The sequence below is a fragment of the Streptomyces sp. TSRI0107 genome, from assembly GCF_001905845.1.
GTDB lineage: Bacteria > Actinomycetota > Actinomycetes > Streptomycetales > Streptomycetaceae > Streptomyces.
The window spans coordinates 15,619-37,339 of sequence record NZ_LIVZ01000009.1; the positions used below are offsets into that span (position 1 = coordinate 15,619).

15 protein-coding genes and 1 tRNA gene are annotated in these 21,721 nt (G+C 70.5%); 9 read left to right on the forward strand and 7 right to left on the reverse strand.

Annotated features, from left to right (window positions below; genetic code table 11):
* Nucleotides 1–200: 200 nt before the first annotated feature.
* The gene (gene polA / locus AMK31_RS24340) at nt 201–2,927 is read right to left on the reverse strand and encodes a DNA polymerase I (RefSeq protein ID WP_073942766.1); all 2,727 of its coding nucleotides are present in this window, start codon (nt 2,925–2,927) and stop codon (nt 201–203) included.
* Between the two features lie 222 nt (nt 2,928–3,149).
* Here polA and AMK31_RS24345 point away from each other — a divergent pair, with 222 nt between their 5' ends.
* The 7 genes from AMK31_RS24345 (at nt 3,150) to AMK31_RS24375 (ending at nt 12,338) form a co-directional block, all read left to right on the forward strand.
* Nucleotides 3,150–5,429, forward strand: a complete 2,280-nt coding sequence (locus tag AMK31_RS24345; RefSeq protein WP_073942767.1) for an FdhF/YdeP family oxidoreductase — start codon at nt 3,150–3,152, stop codon at nt 5,427–5,429.
* Between the two features lie 46 nt (nt 5,430–5,475).
* Entirely contained in the window at nt 5,476–5,964 is a 489-nt protein-coding gene (locus AMK31_RS24350) for a hotdog fold thioesterase (protein ID WP_073942768.1), read from the forward strand.
* 668 nt (nt 5,965–6,632) lie between these two features.
* Nucleotides 6,633–7,868, forward strand: coding sequence for a branched-chain amino acid ABC transporter substrate-binding protein (locus AMK31_RS24355; protein ID WP_073942769.1), 1,236 nt, complete (start codon nt 6,633–6,635; stop codon nt 7,866–7,868).
* Nucleotides 7,869–7,982: 114 nt separating this feature from the next.
* A complete protein-coding gene (locus tag AMK31_RS24360) occupies nt 7,983–8,912 on the forward strand; it encodes a branched-chain amino acid ABC transporter permease (RefSeq protein WP_073942770.1) in 930 nt (309 codons plus the stop codon).
* Nucleotides 8,913–8,917: 5 nt separating this feature from the next.
* Entirely contained in the window at nt 8,918–10,741 is a 1,824-nt protein-coding gene (locus AMK31_RS24365) for a branched-chain amino acid ABC transporter permease (RefSeq protein ID WP_073942771.1), read from the forward strand.
* Between the two features lie 5 nt (nt 10,742–10,746).
* A complete protein-coding gene (locus tag AMK31_RS24370; protein ID WP_073943038.1) occupies nt 10,747–11,625 on the forward strand; it encodes an ABC transporter ATP-binding protein in 879 nt (292 codons plus the stop codon).
* Nucleotides 11,622–12,338, forward strand: coding sequence for an ABC transporter ATP-binding protein (locus AMK31_RS24375; RefSeq protein ID WP_073942772.1), 717 nt, complete (start codon nt 11,622–11,624; stop codon nt 12,336–12,338). The genes AMK31_RS24370 and AMK31_RS24375 overlap by 4 nt, the downstream gene beginning before the upstream one ends.
* 73 nt (nt 12,339–12,411) lie before the next feature.
* Here AMK31_RS24375 and AMK31_RS24380 read toward each other — a convergent pair whose 3' ends face one another.
* Nucleotides 12,412–13,065, reverse strand: coding sequence for an ANTAR domain-containing response regulator (locus AMK31_RS24380; protein ID WP_073942773.1), 654 nt, complete (start codon nt 13,063–13,065; stop codon nt 12,412–12,414).
* Between the two features lie 102 nt (nt 13,066–13,167).
* Between AMK31_RS24380 and AMK31_RS24385 the strand changes: the two genes are divergently transcribed.
* Nucleotides 13,168–13,240: transfer RNA gene (locus tag AMK31_RS24385), tRNA-Leu, on the forward strand.
* Between the two features lie 81 nt (nt 13,241–13,321).
* On the opposite strand, the gene pyk is transcribed toward AMK31_RS24385, so the two are convergent.
* Both pyk and AMK31_RS24395 read right to left on the reverse strand, forming a co-directional pair.
* Nucleotides 13,322–14,758 carry a pyruvate kinase gene (gene pyk, locus AMK31_RS24390; RefSeq protein WP_073942774.1) on the reverse strand — a complete coding sequence of 479 codons (1,437 nt, stop codon included), beginning with the start codon at nt 14,756–14,758 and terminating at the stop codon, nt 13,322–13,324.
* A gap of 198 nt (nt 14,759–14,956) precedes the next feature.
* Entirely contained in the window at nt 14,957–15,676 is a 720-nt protein-coding gene (locus AMK31_RS24395; protein ID WP_073942775.1) for an SIMPL domain-containing protein, read from the reverse strand.
* A gap of 179 nt (nt 15,677–15,855) precedes the next feature.
* On the opposite strand from AMK31_RS24395, the gene AMK31_RS24400 reads away from it, so the two are divergent.
* The gene (locus AMK31_RS24400; protein WP_073942776.1) at nt 15,856–17,661 is read left to right on the forward strand and encodes a bifunctional metallophosphatase/5'-nucleotidase; all 1,806 of its coding nucleotides are present in this window, start codon (nt 15,856–15,858) and stop codon (nt 17,659–17,661) included.
* A gap of 20 nt (nt 17,662–17,681) precedes the next feature.
* Here AMK31_RS24400 and AMK31_RS24405 read toward each other — a convergent pair whose 3' ends face one another.
* From AMK31_RS24405 to AMK31_RS24415, 3 genes are all read right to left on the reverse strand, one after another.
* A complete protein-coding gene (locus AMK31_RS24405; RefSeq protein ID WP_073942777.1) occupies nt 17,682–19,109 on the reverse strand; it encodes a lysine N(6)-hydroxylase/L-ornithine N(5)-oxygenase family protein in 1,428 nt (475 codons plus the stop codon).
* Nucleotides 19,106–20,506, reverse strand: a complete 1,401-nt coding sequence (locus AMK31_RS24410) for a pyridoxal phosphate-dependent decarboxylase family protein (protein WP_073942778.1) — start codon at nt 20,504–20,506, stop codon at nt 19,106–19,108. The genes AMK31_RS24405 and AMK31_RS24410 overlap by 4 nt, the downstream gene beginning before the upstream one ends.
* Nucleotides 20,507–20,583: 77 nt before the next feature.
* Nucleotides 20,584–21,417, reverse strand: coding sequence for an NmrA family NAD(P)-binding protein (locus AMK31_RS24415; RefSeq protein WP_073942779.1), 834 nt, complete (start codon nt 21,415–21,417; stop codon nt 20,584–20,586).
* Between the last annotated feature and the right edge of the window lie 304 nt (nt 21,418–21,721).

A 21,721-nucleotide genomic window follows, 5' to 3' on the forward strand; every position in this document is an offset into this window, starting at 1 on the left:
CGGAAACACCCCTGCTAGGCCCTGTCGTTTGGATCACCCCGGCGTCGCGGGGTCTGGCACGCCCATCTGCCGCGTTGTCGTCGGTCCCCGACGCTCCGCGTCGACTCCCTCCTCCGCCTTGCAGCTGCACGCACCAGACCCCGCTCGACTCGGCCAAGACGCACCGTCCCTCACAGCCGGCCTGATCCAAACGACAGGGCCTAGTGCGCCGCCGACTCCCAGTCCGGGCCCACGCCCACCGAGACGTCCAGGGGAGCCCTGAGCTGTACCGCGGTGGCCATCTCGTGGCGGACGATCTTCTCGACGGTGTCGCGTTCGCCGGGGGCGATCTCCAGGACGATTTCGTCGTGGACCTGGAGGAGCATGCGGGAGGTGAGATCCGCCTCCCTCAGGGCGCGGTCGACGTTCAGCATGGCGATCTTGACGATGTCCGCGGCGGTGCCCTGGATGGGGGCGTTGAGCGCCATCCGCTCGGCGGCCTCGCGGCGCTGCCGGTTGTCGCTGTTGAGGTCGGGCAGGTAGCGGCGGCGCCCGAAGAGCGTCGCCGTGTAGCCCGTCGCCCGCGCCTCGTCGACGACCCTGCGCAGATAGTCCCGCACGCCGCCGAACCGGTCGAAGTAGGCGTCCATCAAGGTGCGGGCCTCGGCGGCCTCGATGTTCAGCTGCTGGGAGAGACCGAAGGCCGACAAGCCATAGGCCAGGCCGTACGACATGGCCTTGATCTTGCGGCGCATCTCCGCGTCGACCGCGCCGGGCTCGACGGAGAAGACCTGCGCGGCGGCGGTGGTGTGCAGGTCCTCGCCGGAGGTGAACGCCTCGATCAGGCCCGCGTCCTCCGACAGGTGGGCCATGACGCGCAGCTCGATCTGGCTGTAGTCGGCGGTCATCAGGGACTCGAAGCCCTCGCCGACCACGAAGCCGCGCCGGATCGCCCGGCCCTCGTCGGTGCGGACCGGGATGTTCTGCAGGTTCGGGTCGGTCGAGGAGAGCCGGCCCGTCGCGGCGACGGTCTGGTTGAACGTGGTGTGGATCCGGCCGTCCGTCGCGATCGTCTTGATCAGGCCCTCGACCGTGACCCGGAGCTTCGCCTGCTCGCGGTGGCGGAGCATGATCACCGGCAGCTCGTTGTCGGTCTGGCCGGCGAGCCAGGCCAGGGCGTCGGCGTCGGTGGTGTAGCCGGTCTTGGTCTTCTTGGTCTTGGGCAGGCCCAGCTCGCCGAAGAGGACCTCCTGGAGCTGCTTGGGCGAGCCCAGGTTGAACTCGTGCCCGGCCGCCGCGTGGGCCTCCTTCACGGCCTGCTGCACGGCGCCCGCGAACATCTGTTCCATGGCTTCCAGGTGCGCGCGGTCCGCCGCGATGCCGTGCCGCTCCATCCGGGCCAGCAGCGCGGAGGTGGGCAGCTCCATGTCCCGCAGCAGGTCCGCCGCGCCGACCTCACGCAGCCGCTCCTGGAAGGCCTCGCCCAGGTCCAGCACCGCGCGGGCCTGGATCATCAGCGCCTCGGCCTCCGCGCCGTCGTCCGTGCCGAAGGCGAGCTGGCCGTCGGCCGCGGCGGCGGGTGCCAGCTCGCGGTGCAGGTACTCCAGGGACAGCGCCTCCAGGTCGAAGGAGCGGCGGCCCGGCTTCACCAGGTAGGCGGCGAGCGCGGTGTCCATGGTGACTCCGGCGACGGTCCAGCCGTGCTCGGCGAAGACCCGCATCGCGCCCTTGGCGTTGTGGAAGACCTTGGGCCGGGCCTCGTCGGCCAGCCAGCCGGCGAAGGCCGTCTCGTCGGCCTCGTCGAGCTGCGAGGGGTCGAACCAGGCTGCCGGTCCGGAGGCGGCGGCGAGGGCGACCTCGGCGACCGAGCCGGTGCCGAGCGCCCAGGTGTCGACGGTGGCCACGCCGAGCGGGCCGGTGCCGTGCTCGGTGAGCCAGCCGGCCAGCTCGCCGGTGCCGAGCACCGTGCCGTCCAGCTCCACCCCGTCCGCGATGACCGGGGTGGTCTCGGCCTCCTGGGCGCCGGGGTCGACGGCGAGCAGCCGCTCGCGCAGCGAGGGGTTGCGGATCTCCAGGGTGTCGAGGACCATCGCGACGGCCTTGCGGTCGTACGCCGCCCGCTCCAGGTCGGCGACGGTCTTCGGCAGCTCGACCGTGCGCACCATCTCGGTGAGCCGGCGGTTGAGCTTGACGGCCTCCAGGTGGTCGCGCAGGTTCTGGCCGGCCTTGCCCTTGACCTCGTCGACCCGCTCGACCAGCTCGGCGAAGGACCCGAACTGGTTGATCCACTTCGCGGCGGTCTTCTCGCCGACGCCGGGGATGCCGGGGAGGTTGTCGGACGGGTCGCCGCGCAGGGCGGCGAAGTCCGGGTACTGGGCGGGCGTCAACCCGTACTTCTCGATGACCTTCTCCGGGGTGAACCGGGTCAGCTCGGAGACGCCCTTCGTCGGGTAGAGCACCGTGGTGTGCTCGCTGACCAGCTGGAAGGAGTCGCGGTCACCGGTGACGATCAGCACCTCGAAGCCCTCGGCCTCGGCCTGGGTGGCGAGGGTGGCGATCACGTCGTCCGCCTCGAACCCGTCGATCGCGAAGCGGGAGACGTGCATCGCGTCGAGCAGCTCGCCGATCAGCTCGACCTGGCCCTTGAACTCGTCCGGGGTCTTGGAGCGGTTCGCCTTGTACTCGGTGAACTCCTCCGAGCGCCAGGTCTTGCGGGAGACGTCGAAGGCCACCGCGAAGTGCGTGGGCTCCTCGTCACGCAGAGTGTTGGCGAGCATCGACGCGAAGCCGTAGATCGCGTTGGTCGGCTGGCCCGTCGCGGTCGTGAAGTTCTCCGCGGGCAGCGCGAAGAACGCGCGGTAGGCCAGGGAGTGCCCGTCCATGAGCATCAGCCGGGGACGGCTCCCGCCGGAGGGGTTGTCGGTCTTCTTCGATGCTGTCTCTGCCACGTCCCCGATCCTGCCACGCCCCACTGACAGTCGGCCCCCACCCGGGGACCGCCGCCGTGCCCGGGCGCCGCGCGGAAAGGGGCCGCGACGGGGCGCGCGAACCCCGGGGCGTTCCGCAAGCATTGCTCACGCGGGCCCCCGACCCCGCGGGCTGATCGTCGTCGGTGCCCCGTGCGAGGATCGGAGACGTACCTCACACGAGTACGCGAAGGAGAGCGCGCGATGGCGACGAAGCCCCCGAAGGCCGATCCGGTGCAGGACGCGCCGCGGGTCGCCGAGCCGAAGCACGCCGCGGCGGGGCTCCCGGCCATCGGGCACACCCTGCGCGCCGCCCAGCGGCAGATGGGCCTCAAGCGGACGGCGCTGACCCTGCTCAGCGTGAACCAGAAGGACGGCTTCGACTGCCCGGGCTGCGCCTGGCCGGAGCCGGAGCACCGGCACAAGGCGGAGTTCTGCGAGAACGGCGCGAAGGCGGTCGCCGAGGAGGCGACGCTGCGCCGGGTCACCCCCGAGTTCTTCGCCGCGCACCCGGTGGCAGACCTCGCGAACCGCAGCGGCTACTGGCTCGGCCAGCAGGGCCGTCTCACGCACCCCATGTACCTGCCGGAGGGCGGCGAGCACTACGAGCCGGTCACCTGGGAGCGGGCCTTCGACATCGTCGCCGAGGAGATCGCCGCGCTCTCCTCCCCCGACGAGGCCGTCTTCTACACCTCGGGCCGCACCAGCAACGAGGCCGCGTTCCTCTACCAGCTCTTCGCCCGCGAGCTGGGCACGAACAACCTGCCGGACTGCTCGAACATGTGCCACGAGTCCTCCGGCTCGGCACTGGGCGAGACGATCGGCATCGGCAAGGGCAGCGTCCTGCTGGAGGACCTCTACCAGGCCGACCTGATCATCGTGGCGGGCCAGAACCCGGGCACGAACCATCCCCGCATGCTCTCCGCCCTGGAGAAGGCCAAGGCGGGCGGCGCGCGGATCATCAGCGTCAACCCGCTGCCCGAGGCGGGCCTGGAGCGCTTCAAGAACCCGCAGACCCCGCAGGGCATGCTGAAGGGCGCCGCCCTCACCGATCTCTTCCTGCAGATCCGCATCGGCGGCGACCAGGCCCTCTTCCGGCTGCTGAACAAGCTGATCCTGGAGACCGAGGGCGCGGTGGACGAGGAGTTCGTCCGCGAGCACACCCATGGCTACGAGGAGTTCGCCGAGGCAGCCCGCGCCGCCGACTGGGACGCCACGCTCACCGCGACCGGTCTGACCCGGCCGGAGATCGAGGAGGCCCTGCGCATGGTGCTGGCCTCGAAGCGCACCATCGTCTGCTGGGCCATGGGCCTCACCCAGCACAAGCACTCGGTGCCGACCATCCGCGAGGTGGTCAACTTCCTTCTGCTGCGCGGCAACATCGGCCGCCCCGGCGCGGGCGTGTGCCCGGTGCGCGGTCACTCCAACGTGCAGGGCGACCGCACGATGGGCATCTTCGAGCGGCCCGCGCCGGCCTTCCTGGACGCCCTGGAGAAGGAGTTCGGCTTCGCTCCCCCGCGCGAGCACGGCTACGACGTCGTGCGGGCGATCCGCGCGCTGCGCGACGGCGAGGCGAAGGTGTTCTTCGCCATGGGCGGCAACTTCGTCTCCGCCTCCCCCGACACGGAGGTCACCGAGGCGGCGATGCGGCGGGCGAGGCTCACCGTGCACGTGTCGACGAAGCTGAACCGCAGTCACGCGGTCACGGGCGCCCGGGCGCTGATCCTGCCGACGCTGGGCCGCACCGAGCGCGACGTCCAGGGCGGCGGCGAGCAGTTCGTGACCGTCGAGGACTCCATGGGCATGGTGCACGCCTCGCGCGGACGCCTGGAACCGGCGAGCCCGCGGCTGCTCTCCGAGCCGGCCATCGTGTGCCGGCTGGCCCGCCGCGTGCTGGGCGAGGACAGCCGTACGCCGTGGGAGGAGTTCGAGAAGGACTACGCGACGATCCGCGACCGCATCGCGCGCGTGATCCCCGGCTTCGAGGACTTCAACGCGCGCGTGGCCGTCCCCGGCGGCTTCGCCCTGCCGCACGCCCCGCGGGACGAGCGCCGCTTCCCGACGGCCACCGGCAAGGCGAACTTCACCGCCGCGCCCGTGGAGTACCCCGAGCTGCCCGAGGGCCGGCTGCTGCTGCAGACCCTGCGCTCGCACGATCAGTACAACACCACGATCTACGGCCTGGACGACCGTTACCGGGGCATCCGGAACGGCCGCCGCGTGGTGCTGGTGAACCCCGAGGACGCCGCCGCTCTCGGCGTCGCGGACGGGTCGTACGTGGACCTGGTGAGCGAGTGGAAGGACGGGGTCGAGCGGCGCGCGCCCGGGTTCCGGGTGGTGCACTACCCGACCGCGCGGGGCTGCGCGGCCGCGTACTACCCGGAGACCAATGTCCTGGTGCCGCTGGACGCCACCGCGGACACCAGCAACACCCCGGCCAGCAAGTCGGTCGTGGTGCGTCTGGAACAATCGGCGACCGACTGAGCGTTTGCTCAGCCAGTGCGACGACAGACGAACGGAGCCGGGTCCCATGGGCGAGCAGCACACCGTGAAGTTCCCGCAAGAGGTCATCGACGAGTACGCGGCGCTGGGCGTCGACCTGCCCGCCCTGTTCTCCGCCGGGCACCTCGGCACGCGGATGGGCGTGCAGATCCTGGAGGCCTCGGCGGACCGGGTCGTCGGCGTCATGCCGGTGGAGGGCAACACCCAGCCGTACGGGCTGCTGCACGGCGGCGCCTCGGCGGTCCTGGCCGAGACGCTGGGCTCGGTGGGTTCGATGCTGCACGGCGGTGTCTCGAAGATCGCCGTCGGCGTCGACCTGAATTGCACGCATCACCGCGGCGTGCGCTCGGGCATGGTCACCGGTGTGGCCACGCCCGTGCACCGGGGGCGGTCCACGGCGACGTACGAGATCGTGATCAGCGACGAGGAGGACCGGCGGGTGTGCACCGCGCGGCTGACCTGTCTGCTGCGCGAGGTGACCCCGAGCGACGAGAAGCGCGCGAGCTCGCTGGGCTGACGACCCGCCAGGTCTCCCAAGAGCCGCCGTGTACCGGCCCGTTGCCTCGGGCCGGCGCGGCGGCTTTCGCGTGTTCCGGAGCCTTTCCGTGACGGAACCTCACCCGTCTTTCCGGACGAAGACCGGCGAAGACCGCCGAAGACCGGCGAAGACCGCCGAAAACCGGATTCCTCCGCAAGATCACCCTTCCCATGCCGGTGATCGAATGCGCGAAAGCACCTCCGGAACCTCAGATTCCCTTTCACGGGTGTAACTCTTCGTAATACGCGCGCAATACAAAGGCGCCCTTTTCGGCATCCCCTCACACCCGGCGGACCCCGCCGTACGGCCGCTCCCCCAGGCCTCTCAAGTAGCCTGCAGCAACGATTCCGCGACATCAGCAAATGGCAAGAACACTACTGATAGAGGCAATGAAGGCCTGCGCGTCTCACGATATGGAACGGGCGAATCGGCCAGAATTCCGCTCTTCCACCCGTCGAGTACCGCTCTGCATTACGCCGTGTCATAACAAGAGAGTCACAGCCTTCGACAGGGTCTCCTCCACGTTCCCCACACACGCTTAGAGTCACGGCCAGTCACCGCGCCAACGGATTCGAAGTCACTTCGGTCCCGCGCTCGACTCGGCGTGCTCCACAGGGAGCCGGCGTGCCAGGGAAAGGACCTGATTCGTGCGTCAACGTTCGCTCATTGCCATCACGGCCGCGCTCGCGGCGGGATCGCTCACCCTCACCGCATGCGGGTCGCGCGACGACAGCAGCAACGGCGGCGGCGGCGGTGGCGACAAGACCACTGTCGTGATCGGCGTCGACGCCCCTCTGACGGGTGACCTCTCCGCCCTCGGCCTCGGCATCCGCAACTCTGCCGAGCTGGCCGTCAAGACGGCCAACAAGGAGGAGTTCGTCGAGGGCGTCGAGTTCAAGCTGGAGGCCCTGGACGACCAGGCCCAGCCGTCCGTCGGCCAGCAGAACGCCCAGAAGTTCATCAGCAACAAGGACGTCCTCGGCGTCGTCGGCCCGCTGAACTCCAGCGTCTCGCAGCAGATGCAGAAGCCGTTCAACGACGCCGGCCTGGTCCAGGTCTCCCCGGCCAACACCGGTACCGAGCTGACCCAGGGCGACGGCTGGAAGACCGGCAACTCGGTCCGCCAGTTCAAGACGTTCTTCCGCACCGCCACCACGGACGAGATCCAGGGCGCCTTCGCCGCCGAGTACCTGTACCAGAAGGCCGGCATCAAGAAGGTCTACCTGATCGACGACCAGAAGACCTACGGCGCCGGTCTCGCCGCCTCCTTCAAGACGAACTTCACCAAGCTCGGTGGCAAGATCGTCGGCAGCGACCACATCAACCCCGACGACCGCGACTTCAACTCCGTCGTGGCCAAGATCAAGAAGACCGGCGCCGAGGCCCTCTACTACGGCGGCGAGTACCCGGCCGCCGGCCCGCTGAGCCAGCAGCTCAAGGACAGCGGCCAGAAGATCCCGCTCATGGGCGGCGACGGCATCTACTCCGCCGAGTTCCCGAAGCTGAACAAGAAGGCCGAGGGCGACCTCGCCACCTCCGTCGGCAAGCCGGTCGAGCAGCTCGACTCCGCCAAGACGTTCATCAAGAACTACGAGGCCGAGAACTTCGAGGACGACTACGAGGCCTACGGCGGTCTGACGTACGACGCCACCTGGTCGATCATCGAGGCCGTCAAGCTGGCGGTCGAGGGCAACGACGGCAAGCTTCCGTCCGACGGCCGCAAGGCCGTCCTGGACGCCATGGCCAAGGTCAAGTTCGACGGCGTCACCGGCACCATCTCCTTCGACGAGTTCGGCGACACGACCAACACGCTGATGACCGCGTACAAGGTCAAGGACAACGCCTGGGCGCCGGAGTACAGCGCCTCCCCCAAGGTGGACTGAGCAGGGGACGAGTAGAGAGAGCATCCCCCTCACACATTGATCAGGCCGCGCGGGTAGCGCCCACCAGCGCTCCCGCGCGGCGCCATATCCGAACCACTCCACGGAGGCCCTGCGGTGCACGAACTGCCGCAACAGCTGGCCAATGGACTCATCCTCGGCGCGATGTACGGACTCATCGCGATCGGCTACACGATGGTCTACGGCATCGTTCAGCTCATCAACTTCGCCCACGGCGAGATCTTCATGGTCGGGGGCTTCGGGGCCCTCACCGTCTGGCTGATACTCCCCGACGGCTTCGCGCTCGGCGCGGCCGTCCCCCTCATGATCGTCGGCGGCATCCTCGCCTCGGTGGCCGTCGCCACCGCGGCGGAACGCTTCGCCTACCGACCGCTGCGCACCGCGCCACGGCTCGCACCGCTGATCACCGCGATCGGCCTGTCCATCGTCCTCCAGCAGGTCGTGTGGATGTGGTACCCGGACGCGAAGAAGGACGTCTCCTTCCCGCAGTTCGACGGCGACCCCATCGAGATCCTCGGCGCCAACATCCAGCGCGGTGACCTCTTCGTCCTGATCGCCGCCCCGCTGTGCATGGTCGCGCTCGGCCTCTTCGTCACGAAGACCCGCTCCGGCCGCGGTATGCAGGCCACCGCCCAGGACCCCGACACGGCCAAGCTGATGGGCATCAACACCGACCGCATCATCGTCATGGCCTTCGCCATCGGTGCCGCGTTCGCCGCCATCGCCGCCGTCGCCTACGGCCTGAAGAACGGTCAGGTCGGCTTCCGCATGGGCTTCCTGATGGGCCTCAAGGCCTTCACCGCAGCCGTGCTCGGCGGCATCGGCAACATCTACGGCGCCATGCTCGGCGGCATCGTCCTCGGCGTCGCCGAGTCCCTCGCCACCGGATACATCGGTGACATCCCCGGCATGGAACTCTTCGGCGGCGGCGCCTGGAAGGACGTGTGGGCCTTCTCGCTGCTCATCCTCGTCCTGCTCTTCAGACCACAGGGCCTGCTCGGCGAACGCGTCGCGGATCGGGCGTGATACCCATGACCACGAACACCACCAAGACCGACGCCACCACCAAGGTGGCCACCGCACCGACCACCCCGATCGTCCCGCTGCCGCCCGCCGCGGCCCGCGCGATCGCCGTCGCGGGCTCCGCCGTCGCCTTCGTCGGCACCTTCCTCGCCTGGACCTGGACCAGGGAGTTCCCCGGCAACCTCACGGTGACGGGCTACCCCGGCGGCCTGCAGGTGCTCACGCTCGTGGGAGCACTGCTGACGCTGCTGTTCGCCGTCTCCGGCTACGGCATCCGGGGCCTTCGCTGGCTCACCCCCGGCGGCACCAACAGCCCCGTCCTGCTGAGCGCCCTCGGCGTCCTCGGCGTCACCGGCTACGCGCTCGGCGCGATCAGCTACGAACTCGGCGGCCTGGTCAACCTGGAGCCCGGTGCCTACGTCTCCGGCGCCGGCGCCCTGCTCGCCCTCGTCGGCGCCCTCGGCCTCCCGGCCGACCAGCCCTACGACGCCGGCGACCCGGACCCGAGCCTGTGGGGCCGCGTCCGCCACGCGTTCACCGCACCCGAGCCCACCCGCGCCAAGGAACTGCCCTCCTGGGCGGAGATCCTGATCATCGCCGCCGGCTTCGGTGTCGGCCTGTACGTCTTCGCGTACGGCATCGGCACCGAGTACTCCGAGCTGTTCATCGGCTTCCTGATCGTCACCGCGCTCGGTTTCACCGCCGTCACCCGCGCGGGCCTGCTCAAGCGGCTCTCGGCGCTGACCGCCAAGCACCGCAACGTCACCATGGCGGCGGCGTTCGTCGCGGCGATCTGCTTCCCGTTCACCCAGTCGAACGACCAGTTCGCGCTGATCGGCGCCAACATCCTGATCTTCGCCACGGTCGCCCTGGGCCTGAACGTGGTCGTCGGCCTCGCCGGCCTGCTCGACCTCGGTTACGTCGCCTTCCTCGGCGTCGGCGCCTACGCGGCAGCCCTGGTCTCCGGCTCCCCGCAGTCGAGCATCGGCGTCGAGTTCCCGTTCTGGGCGGCCGTCCTCACCGGTGCCCTCGCCTCGCTGATCTTCGGCGTGGTGATCGGCGCCCCGACCCTGCGGCTGCGCGGCGACTACCTCGCCATCGTGACGCTCGGTTTCGGTGAGATCTTCCGCATCACCATGAACAACCTGAACGGCAACAGCGGTCCGGACGTCACCAACGGCTCCAACGGCATCCCGAACATCCCCGACCTGGAGGTCTTCGGGTTCAACCTCGGGATCCCGCACAACGTCCTCGGCCACGAGCTGACCCGCTCCGGCAACTACTACCTGCTGATGCTGCTGTTCACGGCGATCGTCGTGCTGGTCTTCCGCCGCTCCGCGGAGTCCCGCATCGGCCGTGCCTGGGTCGCCATCCGCGAGGACGAGACCGCCGCCACCGCCATGGGCATCAACGGCTTCCGTCTGAAGCTGCTCGCCTTCGCGCTCGGCGCCTGCCTCGCCGGTCTGGCCGGCACCGTCCAGGCGCACGTGTCGTACAGCGTCACCCCCGAGCAGTACCAGTTCGCCGGTTCCGTGCCGCCGAACTCGGCCTTCCTGCTCGCCGCCGTCATCCTCGGCGGCATGGGCACCATCAGCGGCCCGCTCATCGGTGCCGCGCTGCTCTACCTGATCCCGGCCAAGCTGCAGTTCATGGCGGAGTACCAGCTGCTCCTCTTCGGCATCGCGCTGATGCTCCTGATGCGCTTCCGCCCCGAGGGCCTGGTCGCCGACCGCAGGAAGCAGCTCGAATTCCACGAGACCGGACAGCTCGACGTACCGGAGGACAAGTCGCTGCCCGAGGGCGCGACCGGCGTCGCCAAGGCAGGGGCGTGACCGCCATGACCACCACCACGACCGCACCCACCAGCACCACGGTGCTCGACGCCAGCGGCGTCACGATGCGCTTCGGCGGCCTCACCGCCGTCCGCGGCGTCGACCTCACCGTGAACACCGGGGAGATCGTCGGCCTCATCGGCCCCAACGGCGCCGGGAAGACGACCTTCTTCAACTGCCTCACCGGCCTGTACGTGCCGACCGAGGGCAAGGTCTCCTACAAGGGCACCGTCCTGCCGCCCAAGCCGCACCTGGTCACCCAGGCCGGCATCGCCCGTACGTTCCAGAACATCCGGCTCTTCGCCAACATGACCGTTCTGGAGAACGTGCTGGTCGGACGGCACACCCGCACCAGGGAAGGCCTCTGGTCGGCCCTGCTGCGCCTGCCCGGCTTCAAGAAGGCCGAGCAGGAGTCCCGGGAACGCGCCATGGAACTCCTGGAGTTCACCGGTCTCGCCGCCAAGGCCGACCACCTCGCCCGCAACCTGCCCTACGGCGAGCAGCGCAAGCTGGAGATCGCCCGGGCGCTGGCGAGCGAGCCGGGTCTGCTCCTCCTCGACGAGCCGACCGCCGGCATGAACCCGCAGGAGACCCGGGCCGCCGAGGAGCTGATCTTCGCGATCCGGGACAAAGGCATCGCCGTCCTCGTCATCGAGCACGACATCCGGTTCATCATGAACCTCTGCGACCGGGTCGCCGTGCTCGTCCAGGGCGAGAAGATCGTCGAGGGCCCCGCCGAGGTCGTCCAGGCCGACGAGCGGGTCATCGCCGCCTACCTCGGTACGCCCTTCGAGGGCGCGCCGGGCAAGGAGGAGGCCGCCGAGGTCGAGGCCGCGGAGGCCGAGGCCGAGGCGCACAGCACCACAGAGGGAGACGACAAGTGACCGCACTGCTGGAGGTCGAGGACCTCAGGGTCGCCTACGGCAAGATCGAGGCCGTCAAAGGCATCTCGTTCAAGGTGAACGCGGGCGAGGTCGTCACCCTCATCGGCACCAACGGCGCGGGCAAGACCACCACGCTGCGCACGCTGTCCGGGCTGCTCACGCCGGTGTCCGGCGAGATCCGCTTCGACGGCAAGTCGCTGAAGAAGGTCCCCGCCCACAAGGTCGTCTCGCTGGGCCTCGCCCACTCCCCCGAGGGGCGGCACATCTTCCCCCGGATGACCATCGAGGACAACCTCCGTCTCGGCGCCTTCCTGCGCAGCGACAAGGAGGGCATCGAGAAGGACATCCAGCGCGCCTACGACCTGTTCCCCATCCTCGGGGAGCGCCGGAAGCAGGCCGCGGGCACCCTCTCGGGCGGTGAGCAGCAGATGCTCGCCATGGGCAGGGCGCTGATGTCCCGGCCCAAGCTGCTGATGCTCGACGAGCCCTCCATGGGCCTGTCGCCGATCATGATGCAGAAGATCATGGCGACCATCCAGGAGCTGAAGTCCCAGGGCACCACCATCCTGCTCATCGAGCAGAACGCCCAGGCCGCGCTCTCGCTGGCCGACCACGGCCATGTCATGGAGGTCGGCAAGATCGTCCTGTCGGGCACGGGCCAGGACCTGCTGCACGACGAGTCGGTTCGGAAGGCGTACCTCGGCGAGGACTGATCGCCCCTACGGGTGAGGCCCGCGTCCCCCTCGGGGGGCGCGGGCCTCACTCATGCCGGTGCGGTGCCGGGCGTCAGCCCTTGGCGGCCTTCTTCTCCTCGGCGTCCTGGATGACGGCCTCGGCGACCTGCTGCATGGACATCCGGCGGTCCATGGAGGTCTTCTGGATCCAGCGGAACGCGGCCGGCTCGGTCAGGCCGTACTCCGTCTGCAGGATGGACTTCGCCCGGTCGACGAGCTTGCGGGTCTCCAGTCGCTGGGTGAGGTCGGCGACCTCCTTCTCCAGCTCCTTGAGCTGCGTGTACCGGGAGACGGCCATCTCGATCGCCGGTACGACGTCGCTCTTGCTGAACGGCTTCACCAGGTACGCCATCGCACCGGCGTCCCGGGCCCGCTCGACGAGGTCGCGCTGGGAGAAGGCGGTGAGCATCAGCACCGGGGCGATGGACTCCTCGGTGATCTTCTCGGCCGCGGAGATGCCGTCGAGCTTCGGCATCTTCACATCGAGGATCACCAGGTCGGGCCGGTGCTCGCGGGCCAGCTCCACGGCCTGCTCGCCGTCGCCGGCCTCGCCGACGACCGTGTAGCCCTCTTCCTCCAGCATCTCTTTGAGGTCGAGCCGGATCAGGGCCTCGTCCTCGGCGATGACGACTCGGGTCGTCAGCGGAGGCACGTGCGACTTGTCGTCGTCGGGCGCGTCTACGGGCTGGGGCGACTCGGCGGTCACGGGGGCTCCTTGTTCAGGGCAGGGGTACTGCTGACAAGAGCCTACCTAGCTGCGGTAAGGTGGGGACACGGCGGGTAGCCGCCAACCTTCTTTTTGAAGGGGGCCCCGGTAGCCCAGCGGTAGAGGCAATGGTCTCAAACACCATCCAGCGTCGGTTCGAATCCGACCCGGGGTACTTTTCCTTAATCTCCAAGGTCACGCCAAAAGCGGATGTCCACACTCATGTGAACATCCGCTTTTCTTCGTTCTCCGCGGCTTATCGCGTACCGCGGTCCTCTCCGATGTGGTGGACGTGAACCAGATTGGTCGTGCCGGACACACCGGGCGGGGAGCCGGCGGTGATGACGACCGTGTCGCCCTTCTGGCAGCGGCCGTATTCGGTGAGGAGTTCGTCCACCTGGGCGACCATGGCGTCCGTCGACCCGACGTGCGGCCCGAGGAAGGTCTCCACGCCCCACGACATGCTGAGCTGGGAGCGGGTGGCCGGGTCCGGGGTGAAGGCGAGGAGCGGGATCGGGGAGCGGTAGCGGGAGAGGCGGCGGACCGTGTCGCCGGACTGGGTGAAGGCGACCAGGAACTTCGCGCCGAGGAAGTCGCCCATCTCGGCGGCGGCGCGGGCGACGGCTCCGCCCTGGGTGCGGGGCTTGTTGCGCTCGGTCAGCGGCGGCAGGCCCCTGGCGAGCAGGTCCTCCTCGGCGGCCTCGACGATCTTCGCCATCGTGCGGACCGTCTCCACCGCGTACTTGCCCACGCTCGTCTCGCCGGACAGCATCACCGCGTCCGTGCCGTCGATCACCGCGTTGGCCACGTCGCTGGCCTCGGCACGGGTCGGCCGCGAGTTCTCGATCATCGAGTCCAGCATCTGGGTGGCGACGATGACCGGCTTGGCGTTGCGCTTGGCCAGCTTGATCGCGCGCTTCTGGACGATCGGGACCTGCTCCAGCGGCATCTCGACGCCCAGGTCCCCTCGCGCGACCATGATGCCGTCGAAGGCGGCGACGATGTCCTCGATGTTCTCGACCGCCTGCGGCTTCTCGATCTTGGCGATGACCGGGAGGCGGCGGCCCTCCTCGTCCATGATGCGGTGGACGTCCTCGGCGTCCCGGCCGCTGCGGACGAAGGACAGGGCGATGACGTCGAAGCCGTTGCGCAGGGCCCAGCGCAGGTCGGCCTCGTCCTTCTCGGACAGGGCGGGCACGGAGACGGCGACGCCGGGGAGGTTGAGGCCCTTGTGGTCGGAGACCATGCCGCCCTCGACGACGGTGGTGCGGACGCGGGGGCCGTCGACCTCGGTGACCTCCAGGGTGACCTTGCCGTCGTCGACCAGGATGCGTTCGCCGGGGGTGACGTCGGCGGCGAGCCCCTTGTAGGTGGTGCCGCAGGAGTGCCGGTCGCCCTCGGCGCCGTCCTCGACGGTGATGGTGAAGGTGTCGCCGCGTTCGAGGAGTACAGGGCCTTCGGTGAAACGGCCGAGCCGGATCTTCGGGCCTTGAAGGTCGGCGAGGATCCCGACGCTGCGGCCCGTCTCGTCGGCGGCCTTGCGCACCCGGTGGTAGCGCTCCTCGTGTTCGGCGTGGCCGCCGTGGCTGAGGTTGAAGCGGGCGACGTCCATTCCGGCGTCGACCAGGGCCTTGATCTGGTCGTACGAGTCGGTGGCGGGCCCAAGGGTACAAACGATCTTTGCTCGGCGCATGTTTCGAGCCTATGACTTACCGGCGGGTAGACAATTGGCCGGGCATGACTACTCAACAACCTTTGCGTGAAGGGGTGTTGACAAGCGTTGAATTGTGCGGCAGGGCGCTCTGATGAGCATTTCGAGCAACCCATTTGCCGGTACTCCCTTTCCGGACTCGACCGCTTATTCGACTTCCGGGCCGGCCCGGCATTCTCCTCACAGCCGGGGCGGCGCCATGGTGAAGCGGGCGTTGACCGCGGCGAACACGTGCTGCCGCTGCGGTTCCAGGTCGAGCGGCGGTGCCGCGCCGGGCTCCGCGGGGCCGGCGAGGGCCGCGGCCCGCGCCCGGCCGGGAGCCCGCGGGAAGGACGCCTCCGGCCCCTCCGCGCCGATGTCGGCGAGTTCGACGAGGGCCGCGAGGGTGGTGCCCAGCGCGTCGGCGTACTCGCGGGCACGCTGCACCGCCTCCCGGACCGCCTGCCGGCGGGCGTCGCGGTAGGCGGGTGAGTCGCGGCGCAGCGCCCACCAGGGGCCGTCGACCCGGGTGAGGTCGAGGTCGGCCAGACGGGTGGTGAGTTCGCCGAGCGCCGTGAAGTCGGACAGTTCGGCGGTGACGCGGACGCCGCCGTGGTAGGTGCGGACGCGTTCGCCGCGGCCGTGCTTGACGAGTTCGGGGGTGATGGAGAAGGCGCCGGTCTCCAGCCGTTCCACCGCGTCGCCGTAGGACTTCACGAGCTCCAGGACGGTGGCGTTGCGGCGGGTGAGGTCGTCCAGGGCGGCGCGCCGGTCGCGGCCGCGGGCGCTGACGGTGATGCCGAGCCGGGCGATCTCCGGGTCGACTTCGAGGCGCGCCTCGCCGCGGACGGCGATACGCGGGGCGTCGGGGGTGCCGTAGGGGACGGCGGGCTGGTCTTCGGCTGCGGCGGGGCTGGTCATGGGACCCACTCTGTCACTCGTGCGCGGGGTCCAACCCCCCGGCGGCGCACCAGGGTTTCACCGGTGAGGTCACCAGATCGAAACCTCGCGGACCTGTTGCGGTCGGGCATGTCCGGGTCAGAATCTACGCGCGTTTCGTCTACGCGCGTCATCGACCGTGGCACCGAGGAGAGCACGACATGCCGTTGAACCGCCGGAAGTTCCTGAAGAAGTCCGCCGTGACCGGAGCCGGGGTGGCGCTCGCCGGTGCGGCGGCGGCGCCGTCGGCTCAGGCCGCGGAGACGGAGAAGGGCGCGAAGCCGGCCAAGCGGTACTCGTTCACCGTGATGGGCACCACCGACCTGCACGGCAACATCTTCAACTGGGACTACTTCAAGGACGCGGAGTACACCGACGCCAAGGGCAACGCGAAGGGCCTGGCGCGGATCGCCACGCTGGTGGAGCAGGTCCGCGAGGAGAAGGGCCGCCGCAACACCCTGCTGCTGGACGCCGGTGACACGATCCAGGGCACCCCGCTGACGTACTACTACGCGAAGGTCGACCCGATCACCGCCGAGGGCGGCCCGGTGCACCCGATGGCGCAGGCGATGAACGCCATCGGCTATGACGCGGTGGCGCTCGGCAACCACGAGTTCAACTACGGCATCGAGACCCTGCGCAGGTTCGAGGAGCAGTGCGACTTCCCGCTGCTCGGCGCGAACGCGGTGGACGCGAAGACGCTGAAGCCCGCGTTCCCGCCGTACTTCATGAAGAAGTTCAAGGTGCCGGGCCTGCCGCCGGTCAAGGTCGCCGTGCTCGGCCTGACCAACCCGGGCATCGCGATCTGGGACAAGGCGTACGTGCAGGGGAAGCTGGCGTTCCCGGGTCTGGAGGAGCAGGCCGCGAAGTGGGTGCCGAAGCTGCGTTCGATGGGCGCGGACGTGGTCGTGGTGTCGGCGCACAGCGGTTCCTCCGGCACGTCCTCCTACGGCGACCAGCTGCCGCACGTGGAGAACGCCGCCGCGAACGTGGCGAAGCAGGTGCCCGGGATCGACGCGATCCTGGTCGGCCACGCGCATGTGGAGATCGAGGAGCTGCTGGTCACCAACGAGAAGACCGGCCGGACCGTCGTCCTGTCCGAACCCCTGTGCTACGCCGAGCGGCTGACCCTGTTCGACTTCGAGCTGGTCTTCCGCAAGGGCCGCTGGCACGTCGAGTCGGTGAAGGCGTCGCTGCGCAACTCCAACACCGTCGAGGACCACCCGTACATCGGCAAGCTGCTCGACGACGAGCACGCCAAGGTCGTGGCGTACGTCAACCAGGTCGTCGGTACCGCCACCGACACCCTGACGACGGTCGACGCCCGGTACAAGGACGCCCCGATCATCGATCTGATCACCAAGGTCCAGGAGGACGTGGTGAAGGCGGCCCTGGCGGGCACCGAGCACGCCTCGCTGCCGGTGCTGGCGCAGGCCTCGCCGTTCTCCCGGACCAGTGAGATCCCGGCCGGCGACGTGACGATCCGGGACCTGTCCAGCCTGTACGTGTACGACAACACGCTGGTCGCCAAGCTGATGACGGGCGCGCAGCTGCGGGCGTACCTGGAGTACTCGGCGGAGTACTTCGTGCAGACGGCGGCCGGCGCGCCGGTCGACGTGGACAAGCTGACCAACGCGAACGGCCGTCCCGACTACAACTACGACTACGTCTCCGGCCTGTCGTACGACATCGACATCGCCCAGCCGGCCGGCTCCCGGATCAGGAACCTCACGTACGGCGGTGCCCCGCTGGACGACGCGGCGCGGTTCGTGCTCGCGGTGAACAACTACCGGGCCAACGGCGGCGGCGCGTTCCCGCACGTCGCCTCGGCGCCGGAGCTGTGGGCGGAGTCGACGGAGATCCGCACCCGGATCGCCGAGTGGGTGACGGCGAAGGGCGTGCTGGACCCGAAGGACTTCGCGTCGGTGGACTGGAAGCTGACGCGCAACGGCACGCCGGTCTTCTGAGCCCGGCTCGGAGAACGGCCTCAGATTCCGTCCGCCAGCGGAGTCAGCGCCTTCGGGTGCTGGGCGGACGGGATCCGGGGCCGTCCCTGTTCCAGGCCGAACGTGGTGAACGCGGTGCGGTCGGGCAGCGGGTAGGGCTCCTTGCCGGTGAGGGAGTTCAGGATGCTCGCGCCGCGCCAGGCGGCGAGGCCGAGGTCGGGGGTGCCGACGCCGTGGGAGTGCGGTCCGGCGTTCTGCACGTACACCGAGCCGGTCACGGACGGGTCCAGGACCAGCCGGAACTCGTCGTCCACGCGCGGGCGCTCGCGGCTGTCGCGGCGCAGGTAGGGGTCGAGACCGGCGAGGATGCGGCCGAGGGGGCGCTCGCGGTAGCCGGTGGCGAGGACGACGGCGTCGGTGGTGAGCCGGGAGCGGGTGCCCTGCTGGAGGTGCTCCAGGTGCAGTTCGATCCTGGTGGTGGCGATCCGGCCGGCGGTGCGCACCCTGACTCCGGGGGTGAGGACGGCGTCGGGCCAGCCGCCGTGCAGGGTGCGGCCGTACAGCTCGTCGTGGACGGCGGCGATGGTTCCGGCGTCGATGCCCTTGTGGAGCTGCCACTGGGCGGCGACGAGTCCGTCGCGGACCGGTTCGGCGAGGGCGTGGAAGTAGCGGGCGTAGTCGGGGGTGAAGTGCTCCAGGCCGAGCTTGGAGTACTCCATGGGCGCGAACGCCTCGGTGCGGCCGAGCCAGTGCAGCCTCTCCCGGCCGGCCGGGCGGCCGCGCAGCAGGTCGAGGAAGATCTCGGCGCCGGACTGCCCGGCACCGACGACGGTGACGTGCCCGGCGGCGAGCAGGGCGTCGCGGTGGGCGAGGTAGTCGGCGGCGTGCACGACGGGCACGCCGGGCGCCTCGACGAGGGGGCGCAGCGGGTCGGGGACGTACGGCTCGCTGCCGATGCCGAGGACGACGTTGCGGGTGTACGTCCGGCCCAGGGCCTCCGCCTCCCCGTCGGCGTCGAGCTGGGTGAAGTCGACCTCGAAGACATCGCGTTCCGGGTTCCAGCGGACGGCGTCGACCTGGTGGCCGAAGCGCAGTCCGGGCACGCTCTGCGACACCCAGCGGCAGTAGGCGTCGTACTCGGCGCGCCGGATGTGGAAGCGCTCGGCGAAGTAGAAGGGGAAGAGCCGGTCGCGGCTCTTGAGGTAGCTGAGGAACGACCAGGGGCTGGCCGGGTCGGCGAGGGTCACCAGGTCGGCGAGGAACGGCACCTGGATGGTGGCGTCGTCGAGGAGCAGGCCGGGGTGCCAGTCGAAGGCGGGGCGCTGGTCGTAGAAGACGGCGTCGAGTTCGGTGAGCGGGTGGGCGAGGGCGGCGAGGGAGAGGTTGAACGGTCCGATGCCCACGCCGACCAGGTCGCGGGGTGCTTCGGGTTCGGTCCGGGGGGCTCGGGGGGCGGGGGCCGGGGTCATCGGGGGGTGTGTCCTTCCACCAGTTCCAGGAGCGCGGCCAGGTCGTCGGGCCGGGCGTGCGGGTCGAGCAGGGTGGCCTTCAGCCAGAGCCGGCCGTCGATGCGGGCCCGGCCGAGGACGGCCCGGCCGTCGGCGAGGAGGGCGCGGCGTACGGCGGCCACGGCGTCGTCGGCGGCCCGTGCGGGCCGGAAAAGGACCGTGCTGATCGCGGGCCGGTCGTACAGTTCGAGGGCGGGGCGCGCGGCGATCAGGCCGGCCAGTTCGCGGGCGCGGTCGCAGACCCGGTCGACGAGGGCGCCGAGCCCGGCGCGGCCGAGGGCCTTGAGGGTGACGGCGATCTTGAGGGCGTCGGGGCGGCGGGTGGTGCGCAGGGAGCGGCCGAGCAGGTCGGGCAGCCCGGCCTCGGTGTCGTCGTCGGCGTTGAGGTAGTCGGCGCGTTGGTGCAGGGCGGCGAGGTCGCGGGCGTCGCGCACCGCGAGGAGTCCGGCGGCGACCGGCTGCCAGCCGAGTTTGTGCAGGTCGAGGGTGACCGTGTCGGCGGCGTCGAGTCCGTCGAGGAGGGCCCGGTACCGGTCGCTGAACAGCAGGCCGCCCCCGTAGGCGGCGTCGATGTGCAGCCGGGCGCCGTGGGCCCGGCAGCGGGCGGCGATCTCCGGGAGCGGGTCGATGATCCCGGCGTCGGTGGTGCCGGCGGTGGCGGCGACGAGCAGCGGGCCGCGCAGGGCCGTGAGGGCGTCGCCGAGGGCGGCCGGGTCGAGGGTGCCCGCGGGTGCGGGGACGACGACGGGTTCCGGCAGGCCGAGCAGCCACGCGGCGCGGGTGAGCGAGTGGTGCGCGTTGGCCCCGAGGACCAGGCGCACGCCGCCGCCCAGGGCCTCGCGGGCGAGGAGGAGAGCGAGGTGGTTGGACTCGGTGCCGCCGGTGGTGACGAGGCAGTCGGGGCCGGGGGCCTCGTCCGTCTGTGGTCCGGGGGCGTCCGCGCGGCCGTACACCTCCGCCGCGAGCGTCTCCGTCACCAGCGCCTCCAGGGCGGAGGCGGAGGGGGCCTGGTCCCAGGAGTCCAGGGACGGGTTCAGGACGCTCGCGGCGAGGTCGGCGGCGGTGGCGACGGCGAGCGGCGGGCAGTGCAGGTGGGCGGCGCAGAGCGGGTCGGCGGGGTCGGCGGCGCCCGCCGCGAGGGCGTGCACGAGCAGGCGCAGGGCGTCCGGGTCGCCTTCGTCGGGGAGCACCTCCCCCACCGCCGCCCGCAGCCGCGCGGCGACCGCGTCGGGGCCGCCCCTCGGGAGCGGGCCGCCTCGCGCCCGGCCGCCGGCCGCCAGCGCGTCGAGGACCGTGTCGAGCAACGGCCGCAGCGCGCCGGGGCCTTGGGGGCCCGAGGCGAGAGGCGGCATGTGCATGCGGTCAGCTTGTACACGGCCGTGGCCGCGCGCCCGGGAAGCGTGGAATCAGTACCCGAAAGGGGGTACCGCCGGCTTCAGCGCCGGAAGTCCGCCGCGTGGTCCTCGGCCCACTCGGTGAAGGTGCGGGCCGGGGTGCCGGTGACCTTCTCCACGGTCCGGGTGATCTCGGGTTCGGTGCCGACCATGTCCCCCATCGTCTTCAGCAGGACGCGCAGCATGCCCTCCGGGACGTGCGGGAAGAGGTCGGGGCCCGCCTCGTGCGGCGGGACCTCGACGAAGCGCAGGTCCCGGCCGATCGCCCGGCCGATCGCCGCGACCTGACCGGCGTGGGTGACCGCCTCCGGCCCGGTGAGCCGGTGCACGGCGCCTTCGTGGCCGTCGTCGAGGAGGGCGCGTTCGGCGACGGCGGCGATGTCGTCCTCGTGGATCGGCGCGGCGGGCGCGTCGGCGAAGACACCGCGCACGGTGTCGCCGGAGCGGATCTGCGGGAGCCACTGGAAGGCGTTGGTGGCGAACGCGTTGGGACGCAGGAAAGTCCACTCCAGGCCGCTGTCGCGGACCTGGCGTTCGACGGTGGCGTGCATGACGTGGATCGGGTGGGTCTCGTCGGCGCCGTCCTGGATAATCCCGGAGGAGAGCATCACGACGTGCCGCACCCCGGCCTCGCGCGCGGCGGCGAGGAAGGCGCCGGTGCGGTCCCCGGCACCCTGCGCGTACAGGAACAGCCTGGAGGCACCGGCGAACAGCGGCGCGGGGTCGTCGAGGTCCAGCCGCGCCACCTCGGCTCCCTCGGGCAGCGCGGCACGCGCCGGGTCCCGGGTCAGTGCCCGGACCGGGTGCTCGCGGGCGATGAGACGGCCGACGAGGGCACGGCCGACGTTGCCGGTGGCTCCGGTCACCACGATCACGGGTTGCCTCCTGGGGGCGCTGGGCTGATCGGTCTTCGCCCGGTCGAGCCTAGGAAGACCGATCAGCCGCCCGCGTCGGCTGATGGGAGGAGCCGCGCCCTACGTCGAACGCCCTAGGGCTCCAAGGGGCGCGGCCCTAGGGCGTGTCCGCAAAGTCCCGCCTGGCTCGCGACGCCTGGCACGCACTCCCCCAAGCTCTTCGAGCAGGGGGGACCCCCAGCCGCGTTGTCGGGCCGCCCGCGTACGCCCAGTACGCGGGCGGCCCTCCGCCTTGCGATCGCACGCACCAGACGCCGCGAGCCCT

What these genes read in the sequence shown, in the direction of transcription:
- AMK31_RS24410 (WP_073942778.1), bottom strand. Translation starts at nt 20,506, where the DNA reads ATGCACATGCCGCCTCTCGCCTCGGGCCCCCAAGGCCCCGGCGCGCTG.
- AMK31_RS24405 (WP_073942777.1), bottom strand. Translation starts at nt 19,109, where the DNA reads ATGACCCCGGCCCCCGCCCCCCGAGCCCCCCGGACCGAACCCGAAGCA.
- AMK31_RS24365 (WP_073942771.1), top strand. Translation starts at nt 8,918, where the DNA reads ATGACCACGAACACCACCAAGACCGACGCCACCACCAAGGTGGCCACC.
- AMK31_RS24370 (WP_073943038.1), top strand. Translation starts at nt 10,747, where the DNA reads ATGACCACCACCACGACCGCACCCACCAGCACCACGGTGCTCGACGCC.
- AMK31_RS24395 (WP_073942775.1), bottom strand. Translation starts at nt 15,676, where the DNA reads ATGACCAGCCCCGCCGCAGCCGAAGACCAGCCCGCCGTCCCCTACGGC.
- AMK31_RS24400 (WP_073942776.1), top strand. Translation starts at nt 15,856, where the DNA reads ATGCCGTTGAACCGCCGGAAGTTCCTGAAGAAGTCCGCCGTGACCGGA.
- pyk (WP_073942774.1), bottom strand. Translation starts at nt 14,758, where the DNA reads ATGCGCCGAGCAAAGATCGTTTGTACCCTTGGGCCCGCCACCGACTCG.
- AMK31_RS24350 (WP_073942768.1), top strand. Translation starts at nt 5,476, where the DNA reads ATGGGCGAGCAGCACACCGTGAAGTTCCCGCAAGAGGTCATCGACGAG.
- AMK31_RS24345 (WP_073942767.1), top strand. Translation starts at nt 3,150, where the DNA reads ATGGCGACGAAGCCCCCGAAGGCCGATCCGGTGCAGGACGCGCCGCGG.